Source organism: Niallia sp. Man26, from assembly GCF_022049065.2.
Classification (GTDB): Bacteria; Bacillota; Bacilli; order Bacillales; family Cytobacillaceae; genus Niallia.
Map to the genome: position 1 here is coordinate 521,801 of NZ_CP095744.1, position 24,137 is coordinate 545,937.

Here is a 24,137-nt window from a genome sequence, read left to right on the forward strand (position 1 = left end):
CTATCTATCATTTAGAAGTTACTGGAACATTAACTGTTTCATAAAGTCTTTTTACTAAACTTTCATCCTTAAGTGTTTCACTCCATGGTTCTTGCACCGTTTCTAAAGTTATATCCATGCGTTTATTTAATTCATCGCGCAAGCCTTTATCTTCAAGTTTTTCTTTCACCTTATCAATCCCGAGACGGCCAACCCATACAGATGTTCTTTCTAAGTAATTCGCTGTTTCTCTATAGTACTGTAAAAAGGCTCCAGTCCATTCCAGTACCTCGGCTTTCGTTTTAACCTTAACGAGTAAGTCACCTTCCCTAAGATCTGTACCTGCATTGCCGCCTACATAGAGCTCCCAAACTCCATCTAAACCAACGACTCCAACATCCTTAATACCACTTTCAGCACAGTTTCTTGGACAAGCTGATACGGCCATTTTTATTTTATGCGGTCCATTCAACCCTTCAAATTTTTTCTCTAAATCAATCCCCATCCCTACTGAATCTTGAGTACCAAAGCGACAGAAGTCAGCACCAACACAAGTTTTTACTGTACGCAGTCCCTTAGAATATGCATGTCCTGACGGCATACCAAGTTCTGCCCAAATATTTGGTAAGTCTTGCTTTTGTACACCAAGCAAATTAATACGTTGTCCACCAGTTAATTTAATCATTTTTACCTTATATTTATCTGCTACATCAGCAATCTTTCTAAGATCATCTGCATTTGTAACACCGCCATACATTCTTGGAATGACACTAAAGGTACCATTATTTTGAATATTCGCATGCAATCTTTCATTAACAAAACGAGATTCCCGTTCGTCCTTATATTCTGTTGGATTAAGCATGCCTAAATAATAATTTAATGCTGGTCTGCATTTAGAGCATCCTTCATCATTTTTCCATCCTAATACATTCATAACTTCCCTTGTATGTGTAAGCTGCTTTTCCTTTATTTCATTAACAACTTCATCCCTCGATAAAGTGGTACAAGCACAGATCGATTCCTTTTGATCTTCACTATATTTATCACCGAGTGTAAATTCCAATAGATCAGCCACTAATGACTTACATGAACCACAGGAACGTGATGCGTTCGTACACCCCTTCACTTGTTCAACTGTTGTAAGTCCATCATTTTTTATTGCCGAAACAATATGCCCCTTCGTTACCCCATTACATCCACATACCACTTCATCATCTGTCATTTGGGCTACTAAGCTACTTCCTGTTTCCTCCGTCTGATTAGATTCAGTGTATTCCTCTATAGATGCACCATTCTTGATTAAATTTAATAACCGATTACCTTCCTTCGTTTCGCCAAACAGGACTGCTCCAGCTATTTTCCCTTGCTCGATAATGATTTTTTTATAAGTTCCATTCCAATCATCTAACATTTTAATCGCCTTAGTATTCTCATCCTCTAGGATTTTACCAGTTGAGAAGACATCTACACCAGACACTTTTAATTGTGAAGAAAGAACGGACCCTTTGTATCCCTCACTGTATACACTGCAAATTCGTTTAGCTAACACTTCCCCCTGTTGATAAAGCGGGGCAACTAAGCCGTAAACCATTCCCCTGTGCTCTGCACATTCTCCGACAGCAAATATATTAGGAATTTCTGTTTCCATAAAATCATTTACGACGATCCCCCGATTAACAGGAATGCCAGTTTTTTTAGCTAATTCAACATTAGGTTTTATTCCGACTGCCATCACAACTAAGTCTGCTTCAATCTTATCGCCGGTTTTAAAACGTAGTCCTGTTACATGTTTCTTCCCAAGAATTTCGGTAGTTTGTTTATTTAATAAAAAGTTCATACCTTGATTTTCTAACTCTTTTTGTAACATTTTTCCGGCATCCCGATCTAATTGCCGGTCCATAAGATAATCATTAATATGAATAACATCTACCTTCATTCCAAGATTAAGCAAACCACGAGCAGCCTCGAGTCCTAATAATCCTCCTCCGATAACTGCTGCTTTCTGATGCTTTTTTGAGTAATGCAGCATTGTTTCACAATCCTTAATATCGCGAAATGCCGTCACACCTTGTTTATCTGAACCAGGTAAAGGCAACATAAATGGATTAGAGCCCGTTGCGATAATTAACTTATCATAAGGTTCTTCACGGTTCTTATCTGTAGAAACAATCTGCTTTTTTGTATCAATATTAATTACACTTTCCCCTGGATATAAGCGAATATTATTGTTTTCATACCAATTCCAATCATTTAAAGTAATATCTGCAACAGTTGTATCTCCCTGCAAAACCTTTGATAATTGGATTCTATTATAGTTTGGATGTGGTTCACTTCCAAAAACAGTTATATCGAATTCATCAGGATCAATTTTTAATATTTCTTCTATCGTCCTAATTCCGGCCATTCCATTTCCAATCAAAATTAACTTTCGCTTTAACATAACTGGCAGCCCCCTCAATAAAAGTTAGATAATTCCGACAATATTCTAGTGCCTAGTTTAATCGGCTACGTAATAGTTATGCAAGCAACTTGTTAGATTTTCTCACATGTTCATTTTGCTACATTTCCGTATTAAAGCGTTACTCCTATATCGCTGTTGCTTAGATTGTTTTGATTAAACCAAGGATGAAACCGTTATCAAACATTTACTAACTCAGTCTCTGTTTAAACAAAAAAACATCTAAAGACCTATAGTGGTTTCCGTTCCTAATATACAAATATTTCCATATATAAATCAGGTACTACTATCGTGCACCTTAGATAACTATTCTTGGTGAATGTTCGGGAACTCATGGAAATTGAAGGTACTCCACTTACAGAGCTGAAAAAAAATACAAAAAAAGACTGGCACTTATATTCATAAGTCCAGACTAGCTTTTTTTCTCCTCCCTAATAGAAGGAAAATATATTACAATAATGGATTATATTTAAATCATCCTGATTTGCTTCCATGTCTTCTGCCACAATAATAACCAAAAGAGAAAATAGCCATTACCACCAATATAACAATTCCATAAGCGCTAATGATCTTGATTAACATAGGCACTACAGAGCTCTTTATAAAGGGCATTAACATCCCTTTTGTTTGTAGAAAATAGCCATAAACAAGAACTAAGATAATTACAATAAAAACTGACAAACGTATGATTCTAAAGAATACGTTCTCGCTCAAAGAGTTCTCCCCCACTCCTCCTCGTTTCTAGTCTACTTTCTAGCACATGAATTTCTTATTATATAAGTTCGCTGTATAATCTTCCTGTCCTTCTAAGAAACAAGAATTGTTTCCATCCTAGTTTTGAAGAGACACTTATTAGTTTGAAAATTAGGTATATAGCCGCTTAATGACTCTTGGGATTATATGGTAACATAAATTGATTTTAACAAAGGAGGAATTTTATGACTTAAACAATAGCCGTCAAATATGGTAGTTTACGCAAAACTCTAAAAATCCAATTATTGTCACAGATGGATGTATCCAATCTGGCTAGAAAATGAATAAACTTTCCCGAAGTAATGAGGATTACAGAAGTTGGTAGTGCATTAGAAGCAAGTAACATCATTTTAGACAGCTATTGAAAAGTCCATAGTCATTATTTGTATGTCCAGAGTACAATTTTGAAATTATTTTAAAATTGTATCAGCATTAAGCAAATACATGAAAAGAGTGATTCCGACTCATAAGTTTATTTATCAACTATCAATAATCAATTAGCTATAAACCGATTTAACAAACGAACCATTTTCATCGATTACTAATTTTTAGGAGGAATACATAATGTCTGATCTTTATTCTCGTATTAATAAGGATGATGCTGTTGTTCTTTTAGTGGATCACCAAACTGGCCTGATGGCTGGACTCGTTCGTGACTATGGTGTTGATGAATTCAAAAATAATGTTTTAGCTCTTGCTCGCACTGCTGAGTTCTTTGAATTACCAGTTATTTTAACAACAAGCTTTGAAAACGGACCTAATGGACCTCTTATGCAGGAATTGGTTGATCTGTTTCCTAACGCACCAAAAATAGCACGCCCTGGACAAATTAACGCATGGGATAATGATGATTTCGTTAAGGCAATCGAAGAATCTGGCAAAAAACAACTTATCATCGCAGGCGTAGTTACAGATGTTTGTGTTGCTTTCCCAGCACTTTCCGCTATTAATGCTGGATATGAAGTATTTGCTGTTACTGATGCTTCAGGGACTTTCAACAAACAAGTTGCAGATGCAGCCAATACCCGTATGGCACATAATGGCGTGCAACTTATGAACTGGTTTAGCGTAGCATGCGAATTACAACGTGATTGGCGCAACGATGTTGAAGGATTTGGGAATTTACTTGCTAGTAATCTCCCAGGCTATCAAAATGTAATTGGAAGCTATATGGGTGCACAGCGAGATCTTAGTAAACAAAATGCATAGATTTATTCCTAAGAAATAGGCTAGATGGCGCTGATTTATTCAGCGCTTTTTTAATTAAGACGGATCGCAGTACGGTTTATGGCTGAGCTAATAATTACTTAAATTATCACAACTTAGGAGTATAGATTTGAGGCTTAATAATTATTAGGATTTAGTAGTAATGATTTATACAAAGTATGTGTAGCGAGGCTGTCAAATTTAATTTTATTACTGTCTATTGCCACGAATGAAATTTGCGGCCTTTTTCTTGAACATAATTTATAGCAAAAGCAACATAATATTTTCCTTTTCTATATTGCCAAGTATTTTTTTCTGTTTGTAATTAAAAAAAGCAATGGCATCAGTCCATTGCTTTTTTGTATTCAGGGATTTAAATGGAAGTAAAGCCACCGTCTATAGATACTACTGTTCCGTTAATATAGTTAGCTGTATCCCCCAGCAAGAAAGTAACTAGTTCTGCCACTTCTTCAGGATTTCCAAGACGTTTCTGCGGGATGGCTTCTACAACCGCTTTAACATTTTCAGGATTCTTTTCTCGGTATTCTTTTACCATAGGTGTTTCAATCGTGCCAGGTGCAACAGCGTTACAGCGAATACCTTGCTCTGCATATTCCGCAGCAATTGTTTTAGTAATACCGACAATGCCGTGCTTTGTCGCAGAATACGTACCAACAGTAGCTTGTCCTACTACTCCTGCAGTAGACGAAGTATTAACAATCGAACCGCCACCGTTTTTAAGCATCACTTCTGTTACATATTTAATTCCGTATAATGCACCTAATAGATTAATACCAACCACTTGTTGGATTTGTTCAATAGTATTATCCACGAATTTTACCCCTGGGCCGGAAATACCTGCATTATTATAGAACATATCAATTGTGCCAAATTCTTCTACTGTTTTATCTACATATTTTTTAACATCCTCTGCCTTGCTTACATCAGCTTGGACAAAGATTGCTCTTGCTCCTTTTTCTTCAATTAAGCTTACTGTTTCTTTTCCTGCTCTTTCTGAAATGTCCACAACCGTAATAGACACACCTGAATCTGCTAATTTTAATGCTACCGCTTGACCTAACCCGCTACCGCCACCAGTTACAATAGCTACTTTATCTTGACTCATAGAAGTTCCTCCTTAAAAAACAAAACTTTAATTATAACCTTGTTATTATTTTACAACACTTGACCATTCGAGTTAATTACTTCTTTATACCATTCAAAACTTTTCTTTTTTGTTCTCTTGAAGCTTCCATTTCCGTAATCATCTATATCGACATGAATAAAACCATAACGTTTGCTTACCTCAGAAGTTGAAACACTAATAATATCAATTGGTCCCCAACTAGTATAACCCATTAGTTCCACACCATCTGAGATAGCTTCTCTCATTTGCACAATATGCTCTCTTAGGTAGTTAATGCGATAATCATCCTGAAACAAACCATTTTCATCTGGTGTATCAATTGCACCTAGTCCATTCTCTACTACAAATAGCGGAACCTGATATCTATCATACAGTTTATTCAAAGTAACACGAAGTCCTACAGCATCAATTTGCCATCCCCAGTCAGATGATTCAAGATATGGATTTTTTAAACCAGAGAATAAATTACCTGGAGCTCTTTCTCCATGTGGTCCGGCACTTTCCACTAAAGACATATAGTAACTGAAGGAAATATAATCTACTTTATTTTGTAATAAAAGATCTTCATCCGTTTCTTCCATAATTATATTAATATTGTTCTCTTTAAAATATTCTTTGATAAAGTTTGGATAATATCCACGAACTTGAACATCTGTATAAAAGAAATTCATCTGCTCTTGTTTTAGCGTTTTTAATACATCTTGTGGATTACATGTTTCTGGATATGTTTCCAGTCTCGCAAGCATACACCCAACTTTCGCATCGGGGTTAATCTCCCTACATAGCTTTACAGCCATTGCACTAGCAATAAATTGATGGTGTAGGGCTTGATAGATTGCCTGATCTATATTTTCAAAACGGTCTGTTATTAAACCTCCACCATTATATGGAGCTAAAGCAATAGCATTGATTTCATTAAATGTTAACCAATATTTTACTTTATTACGATATCTCTTAAATACTGTTTCTGCGTATTTCGTAAACATATTAACTACTTTTCTATCTATCCATCCATTATATTTCTTAACAAGAGCAGCAGGCATTTCATAGTGTGATAGCGTTACAAGAGGTTCAATATTATATTTAGCTAATTCGTCAAAGACATTATCATAAAATTGTAGTCCCTCTTCATTCGGCTGTAAGTCATCACCGTTTGGAAAAATACGTGCCCAAGAAATAGATAATCGGAATGTTTTAAAACCCATCTCTCCAAACAAAGCAATATCTTCTATATAGCGATGGTAAAAATCCACTCCCCATCTTTTCGGGTATTGCTTTTTAGAGTCTTCCTTAAATGCTTCCTCAAACTGCTCAGATGTAATATGTACTGCATTGTCACCAGCACGCTCTTCCTTAGGTATAAATGGTATCATATCAGCTGTTGACAAACCTTTTCCACCTAAGTTATAACCGCCTTCTAATTGATTGGCAGCTGTTGCTCCACCCCATAAAAACCCTTCTGGAAATCTTTTAGCCATAATAAACACTCCTTCTTATTTTTGAATATTAAATAGTTGTTCTTCTGTCTTTATTTCTTGATAATCTAAATCCAACTTCTCTACGGAACTATATTGATCACTATTTGTAAGTATCACTAAAGTAACCATATTGTATCCTTCGTTACTGATTGCCACTCGGTCAAAGGTAATAAGCTCTTGACCCTTTTGTACATATTGACCTTGTTCTACTTTTACATCAAAGAACTTGCCTTCTAAATTTACTGTTTCAAGGCCAATGTGAATAAGTACTTCTAAACCATTTTCAGAACGTAAACCAATTGCATGCTTTGTCGGATAAATCATTGCAACTGTACCATCAAAGGGAGAAACTAATGTATTCGCTGAAGGATCAATTGCAATACTTTTCCCCAAAATTTCACCTGAAAAAGTCTTATCTGGTACATCTTGAAGAGGCAAAACTTTACCTGTTAATGGACTACCTATTTCTTCCCCATCTAGGGATAATCTAGTTGTTTTAGTTTTCTCTGTACTTTCTTCCTCATCTGCTCGAACATCTTCAAACCCTAATATAAGTGTCATTACAAAAGCAATAATGAAGGAAACAAACATAGAAATAATGGTATACACTAAATTCATAGGACTAACAGGATCAATATAAACCGGGAAAGCCTCTAAACCTTGTAAGATAAAACCGAAACATTTTACTCCAAAGTAAACAACCATTCCTCCACTTATTGCACCAGCTATCATGGTTGCATATAATGGTCGTTTCAGTTTCAAATTCACTCCAAAGACAGCAGGTTCTGTAACACCTAATAACGCAGAAACACCAGTAGAAACTGCTAAAGATTTCAACTTTTTATTTTTGGTTCTAAATGAAACTGCAAATGCTGCACCTGCTTGTGCTAAACTGTTTACAATATTTAATGGCAAAATAGCATTATCATAACCATACTTACCCATATTCTGTAGAATAATAGGAGCAAAACCATAATGCATTCCAGTAACTACAAACACAGGCATTAAACCACCAATTAAAATCCCAGCAAATACTCCTCCATGCTCATAAATCCACGCAACTGCAATTCCTACATAATCGCCAACTATAAATCCAATTGGACCAGCAACAATTAATGTAAAAGGAATCATAATTAGGAAAACAAGTGTTGGTGTTAATACCACTCTCACTGTATTAGGAACAACTCGATTTATTATTTTATAAACATAGCTTAGAACCCAAACAGCAATAATAATTGGAATAACAGTGGCACTATAGCCTATGAAAGGAACAGACATACCTAAGAACTTTAATCCTGCTTCTCCACTGGCTACCCCAGCTGTAATAGTTGGGTACAGTAATGCACCCGCTAATGCTACCGCTAAATATTCACTCACTTTAAATCTTTTAGCAGCTGATATTGCTAATAAGAAAGGAAGGAAATAAAATGCGGCATCAGAAATAATGGTAAGAACTTGATACGCATCGCTTTCGACTGATATCCATCCTAATACTTGCAATAAAGCAAGTATCCCTTTCATCATCCCAGCCCCAGCAATTGCTGGAATGACAGGAGAGAATACACCCGAGATCATATCAAAGAACCTACCTAAAAGCTTTTTCTTGCTTGCACTTGATTCATCAACACCACTTTCACTATTACTTCCAACTAACGATTCTACCTCTTTAAATACTTCCATAACCTTATTTCCAATAATCACCTGGAACTGACCGTTTTGAAATTGAGCCCCCATTGCTCCAGTTAACTCTCTAATTCCCTCCACATCGACTTTACTTTCATCTTTGACATGGAAACGAAGCCTTGTTACACAATGCCAAGCTCTTGTTATGTTTTCTTTGCCACCAATTCTATTTACAATATCTTTTGCCAATTTTTCCTGACTCATTTGTTTACTCCTATTCTTTTTTCTAGACAAAATAAAAACCTAAATATAATTCAAAACAAAATTTTGTTCTGAAGTATATTTAGGTTATGCCTGATTTAACAGTAACACCCTAATTTTGTTTTTCATTCCTTGAAGTCATTCGATGTATATGAATTGCTAAATATGCCAGTTCATCGTTGGACAGATGCCAGTTATACTCGATGTTTAAATACTTTTCAATTTTCTTCACACAGATATAAGCGTTTTGATATCTTTCTTTTATGATGTTATATAGAGACGTAATTTCTTCCATGGTTTTTTCATCATGATTTAATTGCCTTAAAATAAAGTAACGTAAATGCGTCAGTAACCTTGAATAATTAATTGAGTCTTCTTGGATTTTCATTTGATAATGATAGCTAATAATATCAAGAATTTTATTAGTAATTTCTGTGATTTGTAGAGTAACCTTCATTTCTTCACTCTTATGTTGCGCATTAACAAAATGCAAGGCAATAGACGTCGCTTCATACTCTGGCAATGAAATGTTAGTAAATCTCTTAATAAGATTAAGGGATTTAACGCCTATTTCATATTCTTCCTTATAAAGATTCTTAACTTCCCAATGAAGTGGATTCTTTATTAATAGGTTATCTTGATGTCTTTCTAAGGCAAAGTTTAAATGATCGGCCAAAGTAACAATAAAGGCATCACTTAACTTTTTTTGTAAAATATCTTCGCCCAAACGAATAATTTGATTTGTTAAGAAGATATAATCGGCTGGAATACTATTTAGAATACTTGTTAACTGATTGGACTCAGGAGAATCTAAAGAATATACTTTATCGACTAATTTAGGATTAATTTCTTCATATTTTTTCTTATTAAAACCAACCCCCTTTCCCATTACGATGATTTCGTTTCCACTATTATCTAAAGCTAGAGCAACATTGTTATTAAATGCCTGTTTTAGTTTCATTGATAATCCCTCTTACTTTATGAATAAAATAAAAAAAACCAATTATAATCGAATGGATAGATAGGTTCCCTATTTCCATTACAATTATAATTGGTTATGCCTGATCGAATCAGTAACACTCCTAAATTTTGATATAAGCTTAACACGTAAAGAAAACGTTGTCAATAAACTTATATGTACAATATAACTTTGAAATTATTGTATCATCCCTATCCATCTAACATATAACTCGTATAAAAAAGGGAATTTGCAAGAACACAATCTACTCTTATAGACGGATACATAATTTTATTATGAAAGACTCTTCTTTTAATCCATCTCTATCCATTATATTTATAGAGCTGGATTACTTCTTTTTTAAACATTACATTGTCTCCTTTTTAAAAGATAGCCAAACTATCTCTTCTAATAAAAAAACACCCTAACACATAGTTAGAGTGTTTTCTTTTATGTATATACATTGACAAGAACCCCTTACTCGTCTTCTTGTTCTTTGTAGGCTAGGGCAATATCTACGATTTCTTCTGGTGTTAATTCTTTATCACTCCAGAAAATTAAATCACTCGGTGCTGGGTGTGGTACATTCTTTTCAAGAATATCAATATACTCACTTACCTCTTCATCAGAAAGTAATGGGTTTATTATCTTATTTACTAATTGAACTAATTCTTCTTTTGACATTTTATTTTCCATGTTATCCACCATCCTTAATTAATTCCCTTTCTTTCCAAAGTGATATGCAGGATCCAAAATAACTTGATGCATTCTTGGAGAAGTAATCATTAAATTATCTAAATTATACACTTCTCCACCTTTATCAATTGGTTGTTTATGGTGCAGGATATATGACTTATGCATACCATAATGTTCAACCTTTGGAGCAATTGGAGCATTTCCCGCTGCCATTCTTGCAACGTTTCTTGGATTGAATTCACTTGCAAAACTAGAATTAGCAACAGATTTCCAAAATTCATTTCCAAATACAACAGGTTTGTTAGTATCATGATGCTGGTCTAGGTTATCGTCAATTTCGAAAACTGAATGTAATTTATTTGGATCAGTAATATTTATATCTAATAATTCGTTTTTATATAAACTTTTTACAAAATGGATTAAGTGTATCATCAATAATTTGTTGCTTAAATATATCAAAACCAATTTGTTTCGGGCTCCAAAGGCGTATTACTTGTACGCGAGATTTTTCATCATATAAATAATATCCTTTGTTAAATAAATAGAAAAGTTCTTGGTATTCACTTGGATTCCCTTTACACAATATGGCTTCTTGATATTCTTGGGATAAATAATAATATTTTGCTAAATACAGCTGCTGAATAAATGATAATGGTTCGGAGGGTACAAGCTCTTCAATATTATCTATTTCTTTTCGATATTCAGAATGCTTACCAGACTCGTTTGATTTGTTGAAAATATCTTGAAAATCTTTATAGGTTATCAATTTTAGCATAAGTACTCAACCTACTTTACAGTATATGTGTTGGAAACAAATTGTTTAACTTTAAGAGATACTGGTTCAGTTGATGTTAAATATCCAGTGATGTTAACCTTAAACGTCTTCCCTTTTGGCAATCCCCAATTATAACTTTGGTATACAAAGTTACTAACTGGTTGCAATAAATTCTTAGTTAGGCTATTTCCATAGGCAACCCATTTACTCCTTATTTCACTTTAAAGTTATACGTTAAAGAAGATTTGTAAATTTTATAAGTTGGAGATACTAATTCAACATTAATTTCTGCTCCGCCTTTTATTGGATAAGCTTTGGCTATACCTCCTCCAACCTGGATTGAACTAGCTCGAAAGACTGGTGTTGGTGTCTCTACTGAAATATCAGGATATATATCTTCTACTTCTTGAAATATTATGCCATCTTCGACATACGTATCATTTGAATCTTGAAAATCACTTGCAAAAGCACTATTAGTATAACCCAATGAACCATAAAGGATAAATAATGGTTGCTGTGCTTCCCACTTTATACTTTGGATTCTCAGCTTCTTTAAGCCCTTCAGGAAGTTCAATCGAACCTAATGGTTCATTTTAGAATGGTCCATCTCTTCCATACTATCTTTATCACTGTTGTTATTGCTGCCACTTGAACAAGCAGCTAAAACTAACGCTGAATTAAGTGAAATAATAAGCATTAGATACTTTTTCCGTTTCATAAATATCCTCCTTCTGTCTAATAAGTGTAGTATACCCGTTCAATTTGCAGAGTCTGTGCATTTCAACTAACTTTTTAATTAATGTTTCCGATAAAAATTCATCAATAGAAACTGCACTTAGATATATTGTGAAATATTTCACTTAAACTAACCTGCCACTTTAGCAACATAAGAATAGGGTACCTTATATTTAAGGAAGCTCCCGTTTTTTTAGTTTAATAAGGATAATTATCTTTCTCGTAAGGCTTCCAGTTATCATCTTTTTCATATTTGAATGTTGGCTTACCTTTTGAATGATAATTTATTCTATCTGCTCTCCCAATTTCTTTAAAGTTCTTTTGTGCTTCTCTTAAAGTTATTTTGTTCGCTCCACCAATGTCAGGTTCATACGATTGTATTTCATCATCCATCCATTTGCATACTTGACAAGTTTCCCAATTATCTCGTTCATTTAATGTTTTATAACCACAACAAGGACAAGTGAATTTTTTCATCTTCTACTCCTACTCTGTTCTTTTTATGCCATTAGTTTATCATATCTTATTGTACTAAACTGCCCCGATTGTGAAACAAGAAAAATTTCTTATTTAATTCAGGAATGCTGCCATTGTAGTGCCTTTAAATGGCACTGTTACAGTTAATTGTTTATAAAAATAACAAAACGGAACTCTCTAATTTCTTGAAGTTCCATTTTGTTATCTAATCGTATAATTGAGTTTTACTTTTAACAATATCTGCAATTGCCCCACCAATCAAAATAACCGAAATTAAATAAGAAAAACCAATTATAATGTAATTGGGACTAGGGATTATCATTACATATGCAGACATACCGAGACTAAGGATAGAACCAATTAATATTCTCAATATTAGTGAAAACACAATACTCCCCCTAAATTATCATAAGGACTTTCTTTTGCAAAATAGTTCAAAAATATATATTAAATACAAAGTATTATAGTTTTGTCCCACAGTCAATGATTAATTCAACAACATTTTCCATATATAGGACTGCTGCTTAAGATTGAATACTTCTATTACCGTATTTGTGCTAAATTTAGATTTTATCTATCATCAGGGTTTGTCCTATAGTTCATTCAAAAAATTGGTGCTTCTTCTGTAAGTTCCTTTTACGATAAATTATTTTTATAATTGGATATGCTATAAGTGCTGCTACAAAAATATTAATGAAACCCAAAGTTGAATTAATAAACCCTAAATTTGATTGATTATTAAAAAAATTTATGTTTGATATACCTATACATATATTAGAGATGAAAAGTAAAAAAAAGAAAAGTAAGATGCGGTTAAAATAATCCATTTTAGATTTAATATCTGTATATATTTCAAGTGGACCTTCAGATACTGCTTTTTTCATATATATCCAGCCACCAAATTCTTGAATAATAGTAATGCCACTATCTTTAATTATTTCAAAATAATCCATCTTTTCAGTTTTTGACATACCACTAATAAATTCATTCCGGTAAACATATTTACCGGGCTCACCTTTAGAAAATTTAAAACGACTAAAAGCAAATTTCTCTAGATTCCAACCATTTACTGCCATATGATTAATCCATTTTTCTTCTTTTTCATGATCTAAAAATAATCTGTATTTTACTTTTTTCACAGCTGGCTCCCTCCTTTAGTAATTAGCATACCGTTATGATGCAATTCATAAAGTCGTTGAATTTCAGTTTCAACCATCAGCTTCCCTGCATCCGTAATCACATATTTCTTTTTTCGTTCCACTTCGTCTAAAGGAACTATCCATTTTCGCTTGACTAATGTTTTAATTGCTCCGTAAATAGTTCCAGGTCCAAGTTCAACACGTCCCTTACTAAGTTCAGAAACAAACTGCATAATGCCATATCCATGCCTTGGCTCATACAGAGATAAAAGGATATAATATACCCCCTCTGTTAAAGGCGCCTTATCTTCCATCTTCATACCACCTATCGTCAACCGTTATATCGTCTGTTGATATATACTATATCATCAACCGATATATTTTTCAATAATTTTACATACTTAAAATAATGCAGTGTTTTATTGTTTACAACAGTGGCCTTTTACCTAATTCATACAGATAGGTAAGAGTTTGAAGTTATCGCTCCCTTTTCCCCCTGTTCACACCGTACGTGAAACTTTCGAATCATACGGCGTTCCAACTAATCCAATCTATTCTTTCTATGTATTAAGCAATCGAGTGCTATTTTCCAAAGTTAGATTATTTCATTTTGACATCTTAATCGTAGTTTATTTACTTTTTCTTTTTGCCTACTTGTAAGCTTTAGAGATTGTAAAAGGGCTTCTATTTTCACTTTATCTTTTAGGTGTACCAATTGATGAATTGTTTTATGAATAACAACTAAGTTTGAATAACTATCATCTTTTGAAAGATGATAAGGGTTTATGTGATGACAATGCCATTCATGAATCCCTAACCCTTCACCTAGAATTGCACATTTGCCATATTGGGCAATAAACTTACTAATTCGATTGTCGTTATATTCAATAGATCTACTCGGAATGTAATTTCTCATGATGTAAGAAAGCATATTTTTATCAATAGCCTTTAGGCTATTGTGAATTTTCTCTCTACCTTCGGCAGTAAAGTTACATATCACTTGCGAGAATCCAAGTGTCTTTTTCCACCGTTGTGCATGGATGGGGACAAACACCATTTTTTGTATCTTATACAGTTTTGTCTTATACCCCTTGTATCTTTTCTGTAAGGTTTTAGTCATCTCATGGAAACTTGCCTCGGTTCTAATGTTCCTTAACTGATTATATAACGTTCTGCGCAGATGAGCGTTTAACTCATTTAGATTGATAGAAATGTTTGTAGCGACTGAGTAATAATTTTGGATACCCATGACGACAGTATTGAAATTCCAAACTGTCTGAATGCAAGGCTTTCTCTTAATTACTTTTATAGCTTCCTTTATCTTTAGAAAGGCGTTTACTTTAGCCTTTTTAGACATATTAGACCTTGCTACATAGCCAAACCTAGTTTTCCCTTTCCTTACCGCTTTAAGTGTAAAGCCTAGAAACTCGGAAGAGTTTTTCTTTAGATTAATAACCTTCGATTTTTCCTCACTTGTTTCCAAATGAAGTCTTTTTCTCAAGAAATCCTTCAATGCGTAATTCATTTTTATTGCCTGTGACCTAGTTCTGCACATTACCTTAAAATCATCCGCATACCGGATGATAAAGCACTCTTTTAAAGCTGTTTTCTTCAGTGGCTGATATTTACTACCATTAGTGGCGTAGGTATATCTGCTTTTAAACGTTTCCCATTGGTCACTAACCCACCAATCTAATTCATTTAACACAATGTTGGATAGTAAAGGTGACAGAATCCCCCCCTGCGGGGTACCTTTTGTAGGAACACCTTCTCCATCAATTTCTGCTTTAAGTAGCCTAGATATTATAGAAAGAAGTGATTTATCTCTTATGCCTATTGACCACATTTGTTTTAAAAGCTTACTATGATTAACATTATCAAAGAAGCCTTTAATATCTACATCAACACAATGATGTAGCCCAGACTGGTTAATTAGGAACTCAAGTCTGGCTTTGGCATGATGAGTGCTGCGATTTGGTCTGAACCCATAACTGTGTTTATGGAATTTTGCTTCGCAAATTGGCTCTAAGATTTGTAAAATGCACTGCTGAAAGATTCTATCCCAAATCGTTGGAATTCCCAAAGGTCTAGTTTTCCCATTTCCTTTTGGTATGTAAACTCTTCTTACCGTTTGCGGTTCGTACCATTTAAACATGGATTGGACTGTTGCTATTACATCTTCTACTGCTAAATGCTGAATGTCATTAATCGATAACTTGTCAGTTCCAGCAGTTTTGCTACCTGTATTTCTCTTAATGTTTCGATAGGCAAGTCGTATATTATCTGGAGAACTCATTAATTCTGTTAAGTCATAGAAGTGATGACCACCGACACTTTGAGCGTATAGTGTGTCAAAACAATCTTGCATACTATAATATTCACTGTGTCTCAGTTTCTTCCGTTTCAATAAGTCGGTACTCCTTTCGGAGTTAAACCTCTTTTAGTCTCACGAGAACCTTATTAATCGATAAAGAACTGCCTTACTTGGTTGAATAAATCTTTATTAGTCTAGTGGCTATCCCTCCGTGTGAATTAGACACTTCATAGGTACTGTGCCACCACTTTCACTGATATGAAGATAAGTTATACAGTAACTAGTTTCATTATTGTTTTCCTTATCAACGTTTCAATAGAAGTAAGTCCTCCACGTTATCAGCTTACAACGTTGAATTATATCTATTATAGAATGAACTTAGGTGCTTCCTGTAAGCCTGTTAGCGTTCATACGCCTGTAACGTATCATGGATTTTCATATTAGCGAGTCTTACTCACCCACAGCTAACCTCACAATTTGGTGATATACACATTTCTATGTATAGCAGGTATAGACCCGTACATTCAGAAGTTTGTCAGCTTAACCATTTATTTTAGGTTTATTCGCATTCTCACCATATTCATTCAACTCAAGCACCATGAATTACACCACTCCATCGAGTAGGCTTTCGTCAGCCGAACTGATACGGTAATTTCTCACGCCTTTTCACCGAGCTTATAACACTATCATTCTTACTAAATCAAGTGCTATTCGACTAAGAGAGAACCCTTCCGAGCGTTACCTCATCATTTGATTCTTCGATATAACCCTTCAGTTCCGAAAGGAACTGCCTAACCTTTACCGGAGTAATGTAACCATCCTCCATTTAACTAGGAACATTTCGCACCACTAACCTGCCATGTTTGTGACACAAAAATATGGCCACTTTGTTGAATAAGAAAAAAGAGCCGTCTAATCTGCTCAAAGATTTTTATGTAAAGCACCGATTAACCCATTAGATTTAGTATGATTTTTGGTTTCCCAATATCATTCGTTTTAAAAAATCTATTTTTTTAATATCTTTATTATTATTGTTATCTGCTCGGTAACTATCCTTGGCTGAAGATTCGTAAACACTTAAGTATTGATCATGATTTAGTAAATAATATTTTATCTCTCCCATTTGGTGCATTTCTAACTCCTCTAATTGTATTCCTGCGAAACTTGGTAAAGTGTTAATAATACCAAATTCAACTGATAATCCCTCTTTAGAAAACTCATGTTCATGCAAATCAATTAGTCTATATTCCATTGAATTCATAATGTTGACTATACTATTCCAGTTATATATATTTAATTCGGGCGGGACTTCCCACCCTCTTTTATCACCTGGTACATGTATATCTAAGTCTTTTGCATCCCAACTCTTTCCCGTAACGACTTCTAAACCAACTGAACCCATTAACAAGGGAATAATTTCATTATCATTTAGCATTTTTGCAATTTTAATAAACTCATTAAACTTATAATTATCCATTTGACCCTCCGTTTTACCTTTAGTCACCATAAACCTTCTTCAGGAATACTACCACGATTCTTCCATATAAAAAACGAACCAAAAAAAGAGCATTACTCTCTTGATATGCTCCCTTTATATCAATTACATTTCTTCATATTTGTTTAACTTTGGAAGTTTATTAAAAAGAATTGGAGAAACTCCATTGATGCAGAAGATAACAACTAGAATATTAATTAAAAAAGCAATATCCGGTGCAAAAAGTCTAATTGACTTCCAAGGACTGTCCATCGCATAAATCACAATAGGTATTATTCCAATGGCCAAAATTATTAATAGGGATCCATAGGTATATGACCACTTTGAATTTTTTCTCTTTCTCTTTCTAAGCAAGAAAATATGGAATATAGTCAGAACCGTTAACAGTAAAATAAGTCCTAGAGCAATCCATTGGATAGTATTGCTTGATTCTTGCAGCTCAAGGGGTTCTGCCCCATTCATTATGGAACGAATTCCGTCCATTATATAAAAAACTTGAGCGTCCTCCATAATATGATATTTATTTGTTAAAAGGACTACTGCATAGTCTTTTTCATCCATATAAAACATTTCAGCCCGATAGTCTGGTGTAGCTCCACCATGAAAAGGAAATTTTTCTTCTTTGGAAAAATGCCAACCCAAACCATAAGTTCCTTCTTCTTCTGGAGGTGTTTTCAATATTTGTAGATTTTCATCAGATAGCAATTCTCCACCCTTTTGCATAAATGTCAGGAATTTAGCCAGATCATTGGTACTTGAAACCATGTATCCATAAGGTGCTCCTGCATTATCATATAACTCTTTACTTTTTATTGGCTTACCAAACCATGACTTAAAACCAGGAACATAACCCTTATCGACTGCACTTTCATAGTCTGCAGCAGAATGATTCATGCCTAAAGGAGCAAAAATATTTTTATTAATAAACTCTGAAAAGGTTTGATTTGTAACTTCCTCAATTATTGAACCTAATAATAAATAATTAACTGAATTATATTCATAAACAGTTCCGGGTTCGTTGGATAACTCCACACCATTAAGCTCGCCTACAGCTTTCGTAAGGGCATCCTTATCTTTTGTATCTATATCTGTAATTTTAAGGCTATCAAATTGGCTAATTCCGCTAGTTTGTTTTAATAAATGTAACACTTTTATTTCTTTTGGACTTATAGTTTTATATTTGAACGATGGAATATAAGTTGTTAGTGTTTCATCCAGCTTAATTTTGCCATCCTCAACTAACATGAGAATAGCTAATGATGTAATGGGTTTGCTCAATGAACCAATAAGAAAAGGTGTATCAGAAGTAACTCTAGTTTCATCACTCATTACTCCCCAATTACCTTGATAAAAGGTTTCTCCATTTTTAATAATCTTCAATGATGCCCCAGGGATATTATATGTACCTAAGGATTCACCTACATAACTTTCAAGTAATTGTTTTATATCTTCATTATTCGCTGAAACAGATAGAGGAGTTAAAAAAAGTAGCATTATCGCTAATACAATAATATTTTTTTTTCTCATTAACCATTCTCCTTTAACTACGAATTAATATATTTTTTATAATATTATAAATATTAACATTATTAATAATTGTCTATGAATATGTTCTTATGCTTCTTCCTTTATCCAACCAAGATTGTTCCATAAGACGGGTACTACACTTATTACAGGAATGCTACCATGTTAGTGGCAGAGCACCAGTAGAGTTTACTACTTATTGGATCATCGCTCCCTAAAACAGAAAACTTCTCTTTTTTGCATTTCTTTTATTACAGGAATGCTGTCATGATTGTTCCATAAAAATTTCTCACTCCATGGTCCAATATATTAACATAAGGAAATTTTCTTAAGAAAATGGAAATCTCCTAGAGCTTGTAATTTCCTATTGTTTTAAGGCATAAATGAAGCAGGATCTAATTTCTCAGATTCAATTACTATAGCTGTTAATCCTTCTTCGCTTTTTGTTTCGTGCCACTCATCCTTTCCCAGTATACAGCATCTCCAGATACTACTTTATAATAAATGGCAATTTCATTCCGAACATAACCTTCTCCGTTTAGTATTAAAAGTAGTTGAGGAACTATTGCTTGGTGGTAACCTACAATACCGTTCCTTTCCAAATGCATACAACCAATGTTAGAAACCTGATTAGTTTGAATAATACGAGACATAATAAAATCTGATTTAAATTTTGAAACTTTTATTCCATTATCTTTGTCAAACTTATAAAATTTCATTAAAACCCTCCCAGAATAAGGAATCCCTCTATACTTCTAACTTCTACAGTTCAACTATAAAATCCTTTAACCACTAAACTGTCATGATTGTTCCATAAGAAAGGAATTCTATATATTACTGAAATGCTGCCTCGATATTCCAAATAGAATCAAGATAAAAAGCATTAATCCTTCTGATTAATGCCTTCCGAATTTACAAAGTTATATCTTATTGATACGCTTTAAGCAACAAAAATCAAAAAGAGAGTTTACTTTCTGTTCCTGAAACTAGCCTTTGTATATTTTTCCTATGTCTGAATATTACCATAACCGCCATTAGGCAAATAAATATATTAAAATAAAAAGTATGTCCCCAAAACGGAATAAATGAAATGATCGCAACAAGCATAGTAGCACATATTGATCCTAGAGATACATAACGAGTCAAAGTTACTAATATCACAAATAAACCAAGGCATAAAATGCCCATAACCCAGTCAACCATAAATAGCACAGACACTGCTGTAAGTGCTCCCTTACCTCCTTTAAACCTAAAATACACCGGCCAGTTATGACCTATAACCGCTCCTGCACCTGCAGCTAAAAGGCTTACGCAGTCTTTAGCCTCTCCCGAAATAGAGTAAACGTCTAGTAATAAGCCAATAAAACATGCAATGATCCCTTTTAAAATATCTCCCACAAGAACAAATACCGCAGCTAATTTCCCAAGAACTCTCAGAGTATTAGTAAGCCCAGCACTTTTACTCCCGTGGCTTCTTATGTCCTTTCCGTATATTTTCCCTACAATCACAGCGGTATTAAGACTCCCTAGAAGATAGCCAAAAACTAATGCCAAAAATATCTTAAAAATATCAATCATCACTCTACTCCCATAATTTAATTTATTATTTCTCCAGCAATACTATCTTTCAACAAATGTTAATATTCTCCTTTTATACTCAAAAACCTTCTTCAACAAACTTCCATTTTTCTTCCATAAGCAATTCTTATTTCATTAATTACAGGAATGCTACCATGTTAGTACCAAATTTCAATTCCAGTAACCCCTAAGATATGACACTCCTGAAAATGGAAAAAAGACTATAAATCTATATTCTTTTAATTCTTTATTTTCTTATAGACCAACTCCCCAACCGTCGATTTCTCCATCTAACGGATGAATTAAGTCTCTTAATTTATCCTGTATCTCAACAATACTCTCATAAGTCAGCATCATGTCTATGAAGCAGTAAACGGCCCACATTTCTTCTTCATCATCATAATCCATTTCACATCGGTAACCTTCCGTCTTCAACTCTTCAAGAACTTGTTTGCCAGAGTTCTCATTCGGTACATCGATAATAAATTCCACTGTTTGTTTTACACTAAAATCACATCCATTTTTATCTAGTGCATGTAATACATATCCATCTTCATCTTTTGGAAACTTTCGTTTTTTAAAAAACTTCATAAAATCCCCCACTTTTCTAATAATTCTAATCCATAATTACAAATACACACTGTTGAAATGTGTAAAAAGAATTTAGAGAAAAAACATTTACCCTACTAGTTTATTGCTTCCCTTATCATAAGTAACTTTCACTAATCTTTGAGCATTATTCTACTCGATTATTAATCGAATATTTTTACTGCGTTTATATTCATAGCAATTTTTCTAAAAAAAAAAGCAAATTTGTTTAATGACTATTACTATCTCCTGATATTAAACTAATAAAACAAAGCAAATATGTAATATTTGGTACATTAATATTACAGAAAGAAAAAGGTTTGCAAAGGAGGGATTGTTTTTCGCATTTAAATGTAAGCGTTTCATACAAAAAGTAGTTTCTTAGATATCCAGTTCTTAACTGCATTCTAATTTAGGAAAGTTTAACAGAGGGGGAGAACAGGAAATGGAAAATCAGCTAGAACATAAACAACCAAACAAAGCTATTAAAAAAATGGCATTTATTGCAACGTTTGGTGGTCTTTTATTCGGTTATGATACAGGAGTCATTAATGGAGCCTTACCTTTTATGTCTCAAAAGGATCAACTTAACCTCACTCCGTTTCTGGAAGGTTTAGTTGCAAGTTCCCTTCTTTTTGGTGCTGCTATAGGTGCCATGTTTGGTGGACGTTTATCTGATCGACACGGACGTCGTAAAAATATTATGCATCTCGCTTTATTATTCTTTATGGCCTCAATTGGATGTACACTTGCTCCAAACACTGAAATTATGATTATTTTCCGTTTCTTGCTCGGGCTTGCCGTAGGTGGAGCTTCTGTAACAGTTCCTACCTTTTTAGCGGAGATATCATCTCGAGAAAACCGTGGTGCGATAGTAACTAGGAATGAATTAATGATTGTGACAGGTCAATTATTAGCATTTACTTTTAATGCTATCCTGGGTACTGTATGGGATGATACTGCACACATTTGGCGCTGGATGCTAGTAATTTCTTCCCTACCAGCAGTTATGTTATGGTTTGGTATGTTAACTGTACCTGAAAGCCCTCGGTGGCTAATATCAAAAGGAAAAGCTGAAGAGGCTCTTAGCGTTCTTCAAAAAATTAGAACTGAGAGCGTTGCTCAAGTTGAAATTAAAGAGATTAGTGAATCGATTAAATCTGATTCCGACCATGAAAAGGCAACATTTAGTGACTTCTCTATACCATGGATTCGCAGAATACTTTTTCTAGGAATTGGAATAGCAGTTGTCAATCAAATTACTGGTGTTAATTCCATTATGTATTATGGCACACAGATTCTACAAGAATCTGGCTTTGGCACACAGGCTGCACTTATTGCGAATGTGGCAAATGGAATTATTTCAGTAATAGCTATGTTATTTGGAATATGGCTTCTTGGGAGGGTTAGACGCCGTCCGATGTTAATAATAGGATTATGCGGAACAGTTACTTCCTTATTGCTGATTGGCCTGTTCTCATTTACGCTTGAAGGCACATCGACACTCCCTTATCTTGTCCTTTCCATGACCGTCATGTTCCTTGGTTTTTTTCAAGGTGCGATTGGACCAGTTACATGGCTAACACTTTCTGAAATTTTCCCATTGAAACTTCGTGGCATCGGGATGGGAACAAGCGTATTTTTTCTTTGGGTCACAAATTTTGTTATTGGATTAACTTTCCCGGTTTTACTAGGATCAATTGGTCTATCTGCCACATTCTTTGTTTTTGCGGGGTTAGGGGTATTAGCGCTTATTTTTGTATCAAAATACTTGCCAGAAACGAAAGGATGTTCACTAGAGGAACTGGAACAGTACTTCCGCTCCTATGATGATAACAAGAAAAAAGTCTCCATTAGTTAAATAAGTAAGTGCAATTTTGCAATTAATAAGAACTCTTAAAATAGATTCTATTTTATAGAGTAAATATAAAGAAAGGGTATGTCTTTTATTATTAAAGAGGCATACCCTTTCTTATGTGTGCTAACGATTGCTGATTACTCTACTACTAGTATATAAATCATATTTTTCGGAGAAATTCCCTGTACTTTTTTGGTGTATAATCGGTATAGTTTTTAAAGGCAGTAACAAAATAAGAAACACTATTAAATCCACATAAAAATCCGATTTCATTAATTGGTAGGTTAGAATTGTATAAAAGTTTTTTTGCATTATTAATACGATAACTTATTAAATATTGGTGTGGAGTAGAATTTGTGTGTTTTTTAAATAACCTAGAAAAATGAAAAGAGCTTAATTTTACATGCTTGGCAATATCATTTAAAGTAATATCTTTACTATAATTTTCTTCAATATATGATATTGCCTGTTTAATAGTTTCCTCAATTGTAATATCTGCTTGATTAGAAATTCTCTCCAATTCATATAAGATTTGATGAATAATAATGGAAGCTAGATGCTCGTCTACTTGTTCATTTTCCATCATATCTAGAACCTGATTAAAGTAATCAGCTGCTTTCCAGTTATTAGCCATTGTAAAAACACACCCATGTTTATGAAAAAGAAACTCGAAATACTCTTTGCTAGCACTGCCTTTAAAATGAAACCAATCAAAATTAGTTTCCTCTAGGGTTTTATATAAATGTGGACTATGACAATCAAGAAAAATACAAGTATTATCATTGGCAATAAACTCATAATCTTCATATTGAACTTTCATCTTTCCTTTTTTTACGTAGAGGAATAAATATTGTTCATAATGATTTCTTTTTGTTTCATAAAAATGGTTACAAAAGTATCTTCCCCCATTAGCAAGATGGAAATGTGCTTGTTTTGAAAAGACACTTGATGTATGAAAATATATTTTTGACGCTGGCAATATCCCCTTTTCTTCCAAGTTTTGTTCCCCCACTTCATTAAATATAGCAATATTTCTAAAAAATTAAGCATGTTTCTTTAATGACCTAATAATAAGAGCATATTAAAATAAATCTA

General features: G+C 33.8%; 21 protein-coding genes and 1 pseudogene. 2 read left to right on the top strand and 20 right to left on the bottom strand.

Going from position 1 to position 24,137, the window contains the following annotated elements; translation table 11 throughout:
• Positions 1 to 7: 7 nt before the first annotated feature.
• Positions 8 to 2,419, bottom strand: coding sequence for a nitrite reductase large subunit NirB (nirB, locus tag L8T27_RS22100; RefSeq protein ID WP_237943010.1), 2,412 nt, complete (start codon positions 2,417 to 2,419; stop codon positions 8 to 10).
• A 1,335-nt stretch (positions 2,420 to 3,754) separates the two neighbouring features.
• Between nirB and ycaC the strand changes: the two genes are divergently transcribed.
• Complete coding sequence (gene ycaC / locus L8T27_RS22105; RefSeq protein WP_237943012.1) at positions 3,755 to 4,399, top strand: isochorismate family cysteine hydrolase YcaC; 645 nt, start codon at positions 3,755 to 3,757, stop codon at positions 4,397 to 4,399.
• A gap of 370 nt (positions 4,400 to 4,769) precedes the next feature.
• On the opposite strand, the gene L8T27_RS22110 is transcribed toward ycaC, so the two are convergent.
• The 18 genes and pseudogenes from L8T27_RS22110 to L8T27_RS22195 all read right to left on the bottom strand — a co-directional run bounded on the left by L8T27_RS22110 (position 4,770) and on the right by L8T27_RS22195 (position 21,187).
• Complete coding sequence (locus tag L8T27_RS22110; protein WP_237943013.1) at positions 4,770 to 5,522, bottom strand: SDR family NAD(P)-dependent oxidoreductase; 753 nt, start codon at positions 5,520 to 5,522, stop codon at positions 4,770 to 4,772.
• Positions 5,523 to 5,572: 50 nt separating this feature from the next.
• On the bottom strand, positions 5,573 to 7,021 hold the full coding sequence (locus L8T27_RS22115) for a glycoside hydrolase family 1 protein (protein WP_237943014.1): 1,449 nt from the start codon (positions 7,019 to 7,021) through the stop codon (positions 5,573 to 5,575).
• A gap of 15 nt (positions 7,022 to 7,036) precedes the next feature.
• Positions 7,037 to 8,908, bottom strand: a complete 1,872-nt coding sequence (locus tag L8T27_RS22120; protein ID WP_237943015.1) for a beta-glucoside-specific PTS transporter subunit IIABC — start codon at positions 8,906 to 8,908, stop codon at positions 7,037 to 7,039.
• A gap of 109 nt (positions 8,909 to 9,017) precedes the next feature.
• Positions 9,018 to 9,866 (bottom strand): BglG family transcription antiterminator LicT, encoded by an 849-nt coding sequence (licT, locus tag L8T27_RS22125; protein ID WP_233314977.1) that lies wholly within the window; start codon positions 9,864 to 9,866, stop codon positions 9,018 to 9,020.
• 474 nt (positions 9,867 to 10,340) lie between these two features.
• A complete protein-coding gene (locus tag L8T27_RS22130) occupies positions 10,341 to 10,559 on the bottom strand; it encodes a bacteriocin immunity protein (RefSeq protein WP_237943016.1) in 219 nt (72 codons plus the stop codon).
• Positions 10,560 to 10,577: 18 nt separating this feature from the next.
• Positions 10,578 to 10,847, bottom strand: a pseudogene (locus tag L8T27_RS22135) (hypothetical protein); the annotation flags it as partial.
• A 106-nt stretch (positions 10,848 to 10,953) separates the two neighbouring features.
• Entirely contained in the window at positions 10,954 to 11,334 is a 381-nt protein-coding gene (locus L8T27_RS22140; RefSeq protein ID WP_237943017.1) for a hypothetical protein, read from the bottom strand.
• Positions 11,335 to 11,545: 211 nt separating this feature from the next.
• Positions 11,546 to 11,908 (bottom strand): hypothetical protein, encoded by a 363-nt coding sequence (locus L8T27_RS22145; protein WP_237943018.1) that lies wholly within the window; start codon positions 11,906 to 11,908, stop codon positions 11,546 to 11,548.
• A 6-nt stretch (positions 11,909 to 11,914) separates the two neighbouring features.
• Positions 11,915 to 12,052: a hypothetical protein gene (locus tag L8T27_RS22150; protein WP_237943019.1), complete on the bottom strand. Its 138-nt coding sequence runs from the start codon at positions 12,050 to 12,052 to the stop codon at positions 11,915 to 11,917.
• Between the two features lie 215 nt (positions 12,053 to 12,267).
• The gene (locus L8T27_RS22155; RefSeq protein WP_237943020.1) at positions 12,268 to 12,546 is read right to left on the bottom strand and encodes a CPCC family cysteine-rich protein; all 279 of its coding nucleotides are present in this window, start codon (positions 12,544 to 12,546) and stop codon (positions 12,268 to 12,270) included.
• 599 nt (positions 12,547 to 13,145) lie between these two features.
• Entirely contained in the window at positions 13,146 to 13,685 is a 540-nt protein-coding gene (locus tag L8T27_RS22160; RefSeq protein WP_237943022.1) for a DUF2812 domain-containing protein, read from the bottom strand.
• Positions 13,682 to 14,005 (bottom strand): PadR family transcriptional regulator, encoded by a 324-nt coding sequence (locus L8T27_RS22165; RefSeq protein WP_481858871.1) that lies wholly within the window; start codon positions 14,003 to 14,005, stop codon positions 13,682 to 13,684. Before L8T27_RS22165 ends, L8T27_RS22160 begins: the two co-directional genes overlap by 4 nt.
• 275 nt (positions 14,006 to 14,280) lie before the next feature.
• Positions 14,281 to 16,092 carry a group II intron reverse transcriptase/maturase gene (gene ltrA / locus L8T27_RS22170; RefSeq protein WP_481858872.1) on the bottom strand — a complete coding sequence of 604 codons (1,812 nt, stop codon included), beginning with the start codon at positions 16,090 to 16,092 and terminating at the stop codon, positions 14,281 to 14,283.
• 868 nt (positions 16,093 to 16,960) lie between these two features.
• The gene (locus L8T27_RS22175; RefSeq protein ID WP_237943026.1) at positions 16,961 to 17,476 is read right to left on the bottom strand and encodes a phosphoribosylanthranilate isomerase; all 516 of its coding nucleotides are present in this window, start codon (positions 17,474 to 17,476) and stop codon (positions 16,961 to 16,963) included.
• Between the two features lie 123 nt (positions 17,477 to 17,599).
• Positions 17,600 to 19,021, bottom strand: coding sequence for a serine hydrolase domain-containing protein (locus L8T27_RS22180; RefSeq protein WP_237943028.1), 1,422 nt, complete (start codon positions 19,019 to 19,021; stop codon positions 17,600 to 17,602).
• A gap of 422 nt (positions 19,022 to 19,443) precedes the next feature.
• Positions 19,444 to 19,737, bottom strand: coding sequence for a cupin (locus tag L8T27_RS22185; protein WP_349238819.1), 294 nt, complete (start codon positions 19,735 to 19,737; stop codon positions 19,444 to 19,446).
• A 235-nt stretch (positions 19,738 to 19,972) separates the two neighbouring features.
• Positions 19,973 to 20,596 carry a glycerol-3-phosphate 1-O-acyltransferase PlsY gene (gene plsY, locus L8T27_RS22190; RefSeq protein ID WP_237943030.1) on the bottom strand — a complete coding sequence of 208 codons (624 nt, stop codon included), beginning with the start codon at positions 20,594 to 20,596 and terminating at the stop codon, positions 19,973 to 19,975.
• A 255-nt stretch (positions 20,597 to 20,851) separates the two neighbouring features.
• Entirely contained in the window at positions 20,852 to 21,187 is a 336-nt protein-coding gene (locus L8T27_RS22195; RefSeq protein WP_237943032.1) for a ribonuclease E inhibitor RraB, read from the bottom strand.
• Positions 21,188 to 21,629: 442 nt separating this feature from the next.
• Between L8T27_RS22195 and L8T27_RS22200 the strand changes: the two genes are divergently transcribed.
• Positions 21,630 to 23,045: a sugar porter family MFS transporter gene (locus L8T27_RS22200; protein ID WP_237943034.1), complete on the top strand. Its 1,416-nt coding sequence runs from the start codon at positions 21,630 to 21,632 to the stop codon at positions 23,043 to 23,045.
• A 157-nt stretch (positions 23,046 to 23,202) separates the two neighbouring features.
• On the opposite strand, the gene L8T27_RS22205 is transcribed toward L8T27_RS22200, so the two are convergent.
• Positions 23,203 to 24,039, bottom strand: a complete 837-nt coding sequence (locus L8T27_RS22205) for an AraC family transcriptional regulator (protein WP_237943036.1) — start codon at positions 24,037 to 24,039, stop codon at positions 23,203 to 23,205.
• Between the last annotated feature and the right edge of the window lie 98 nt (positions 24,040 to 24,137).

Bases quoted from the DNA above. Each gene is read 5' to 3' on its own strand.
- nirB (WP_237943010.1), bottom strand. From the start codon at position 2,419: ATGTTAAAGCGAAAGTTAATTTTGATTGGAAATGGAATGGCCGGAATT.
- ycaC (WP_237943012.1), top strand. From the start codon at position 3,755: ATGTCTGATCTTTATTCTCGTATTAATAAGGATGATGCTGTTGTTCTT.
- L8T27_RS22110 (WP_237943013.1), bottom strand. From the start codon at position 5,522: ATGAGTCAAGATAAAGTAGCTATTGTAACTGGTGGCGGTAGCGGGTTA.
- L8T27_RS22115 (WP_237943014.1), bottom strand. From the start codon at position 7,021: ATGGCTAAAAGATTTCCAGAAGGGTTTTTATGGGGTGGAGCAACAGCT.
- L8T27_RS22120 (WP_237943015.1), bottom strand. From the start codon at position 8,908: ATGAGTCAGGAAAAATTGGCAAAAGATATTGTAAATAGAATTGGTGGC.
- licT (WP_233314977.1), bottom strand. From the start codon at position 9,866: ATGAAACTAAAACAGGCATTTAATAACAATGTTGCTCTAGCTTTAGAT.
- L8T27_RS22130 (WP_237943016.1), bottom strand. From the start codon at position 10,559: ATGGAAAATAAAATGTCAAAAGAAGAATTAGTTCAATTAGTAAATAAG.
- L8T27_RS22140 (WP_237943017.1), bottom strand. From the start codon at position 11,334: ATGCTAAAATTGATAACCTATAAAGATTTTCAAGATATTTTCAACAAA.
- L8T27_RS22150 (WP_237943019.1), bottom strand. From the start codon at position 12,052: ATGAAACGGAAAAAGTATCTAATGCTTATTATTTCACTTAATTCAGCG.
- L8T27_RS22155 (WP_237943020.1), bottom strand. From the start codon at position 12,546: ATGAAAAAATTCACTTGTCCTTGTTGTGGTTATAAAACATTAAATGAA.
- L8T27_RS22165 (WP_481858871.1), bottom strand. From the start codon at position 14,005: ATGAAGATGGAAGATAAGGCGCCTTTAACAGAGGGGGTATATTATATC.
- L8T27_RS22175 (WP_237943026.1), bottom strand. From the start codon at position 17,476: ATGGATAATTATAAGTTTAATGAGTTTATTAAAATTGCAAAAATGCTA.
- L8T27_RS22180 (WP_237943028.1), bottom strand. From the start codon at position 19,021: ATGAGAAAAAAAAATATTATTGTATTAGCGATAATGCTACTTTTTTTA.
- L8T27_RS22185 (WP_349238819.1), bottom strand. From the start codon at position 19,737: ATGAAATTTTATAAGTTTGACAAAGATAATGGAATAAAAGTTTCAAAA.
- plsY (WP_237943030.1), bottom strand. From the start codon at position 20,596: ATGATTGATATTTTTAAGATATTTTTGGCATTAGTTTTTGGCTATCTT.
- L8T27_RS22195 (WP_237943032.1), bottom strand. From the start codon at position 21,187: ATGAAGTTTTTTAAAAAACGAAAGTTTCCAAAAGATGAAGATGGATAT.
- L8T27_RS22200 (WP_237943034.1), top strand. From the start codon at position 21,630: ATGGAAAATCAGCTAGAACATAAACAACCAAACAAAGCTATTAAAAAA.